The organism is Lamprobacter modestohalophilus (assembly GCF_016583905.1).
Lineage (GTDB): Bacteria > Pseudomonadota > Gammaproteobacteria > Chromatiales > Chromatiaceae > Lamprobacter > Lamprobacter modestohalophilus.
Map to the genome: position 1 here is coordinate 1 of NZ_NRRY01000150.1, position 1,643 is coordinate 1,643.

Here is a 1,643-nt window from a genome sequence, read left to right on the forward strand (position 1 = left end):
CGCGCGGATTCCATCAGGGCGCGAGGAGCGATCACGCCACCTCATCACGACGCCGGATATATGGCCGCAACGTTTCCTTCTGCTGAACAGTCAAGTGGCTCTTGCATCGCGGGGCGGACCATATATGCGGATTTGACGTCGAACCTTCAGGCACGCTACCGCCCTACCCTGTCGGTTTGGGGCATGGGGTAAGGTTGCGTTGTGCGCGGCGGTTGGCGTTTTGCTTGGTGTTCGGTGGTTGCTGGGTCCATGGCCTGGTTTCCGGCCGCCAACCGAATCACCGCTCCAACGCGACTCCGGCGTGAGCGGCGATGCGCGTCGCCAAGTGCTCGAAGTCCTGGTAGCAGGATCTGACAGCCTCTTGGTGAGAACCGATGGCGCCGTCTGCCGACCTGAGGAAGAACATCGGCTTGTTGGCGTCCATCGCAAGTGGCATCAAGCTGCGATAGTGCTTCAGCAACGCCAGGTTGTAGGGATCTAACGCAACCGCCGGTGTGGTGCCCGCAGACTCATCGAGCACGGCTTCGCGGTACGTTTTGGGGATGCGATTCAGCCATCGCTGATAGGCTTTCACTGGACGCGAATCGCGCATGCCATGTTGCATGACGACATACCCCTTGGGTTCCATCTTGCCTTTTGGCATGCGCAAATCAGATGGTGCCTTTTTCAGCAGCTCGGCCCAGATCCTTCGCCACTCACGCAGCGTTGGCCCGAGGTTTTTCAGCCCTTGCAGCGAGAAGAGGTCGGGCTCAAGCGGTACGACCACCTGATCAGCGGCAATCAAGGCTGCGCGGTTGATCGCGCCCAGATTGGGTCCAACATCGATCAGCACGAGCGCTGTCGACGCTTGCGCCGAACAGAGGATCAACCGATAAAACGCGGTCATGATCCGGAAGGCCGATTCATCCTCGTGATGGCATCTTGGCCAGGCATCCGAGAGCTTATCCTCGAAGCGCGAAAGGGCGAGGTCGCCGGCAACAAGCCCGAGATCATCGGTGATGTGCTGAATCTTCGGCGGGGCAATGTCCCCCAGTCCGCGAAGGATGGGGCTAATGGCGCCGTAGACGGTATCCGGATGCTCATCATCCGGCCAGAGGGTCTCGAGATGCGTTTCGTCAAGGAACATCGCCGTGAGGTTGGACTGAGGATCAAGATCGATGGCCAGTGTCTTGACGCCATGATCCGCAAACATCCAGGCCAAGTGATACACAAGGGATGTCTTGCCAACCCCCCCCTTGTTGTTGAAAAAGGCGACCGCCTTCATGACTGCGCTTGATGCACTTTTACCAGCACCGTTCGGTCATCGAATGCGTAGTCCGCTGGGGGATTCCCATTTTTTTGCAACAGCGCCTGCGCCCGTTGCACGCCGTAGCCGAAGCGGTTGACAAAGCCTAATGCAACCCTGTTAAATACCTGAGACCGTTCCCAGATAGTAACCTTGTCATTCTCATCATTCACATAGCGACTGACCGGAGGTTCTCACCGATGCCGCGCTGTACTGCAGCCCCAGTTGACGTCTCTGACAAAGACGCTCGCGTCCTGCAAGCGCTGGAGCGCCGACACAACGCGCCCCAAGGATTGGTCAAGCGCGCCCAGATCATTCTCCTCGCTGCGCGCGGGGTCGGTGTGCGCGCCACGGCCGA

Annotated in this window: 2 protein-coding genes; both read right to left on the minus strand. The window is 59.0% G+C overall.

The window, feature by feature from the left end:
* Window positions 1–277: 277 nt before the first annotated feature.
* Window positions 278–1,264: a ParA family protein gene (locus CKO42_RS26465; RefSeq protein WP_200252548.1), complete on the minus strand. Its 987-nt coding sequence runs from the start codon at window positions 1,262–1,264 to the stop codon at window positions 278–280.
* Complete coding sequence (locus CKO42_RS26470) at window positions 1,261–1,458, minus strand: hypothetical protein (protein WP_200252550.1); 198 nt, start codon at window positions 1,456–1,458, stop codon at window positions 1,261–1,263. The genes CKO42_RS26465 and CKO42_RS26470 overlap by 4 nt, the downstream gene beginning before the upstream one ends.
* Window positions 1,459–1,643: the final 185 nt, after the last annotated feature.

Coding starts and splice junctions, on each gene's coding strand:
- CKO42_RS26465 (WP_200252548.1), bottom strand. CDS start 1,264: ATGAAGGCGGTCGCCTTTTTCAACAACAAGGGGGGGGTTGGCAAGACA.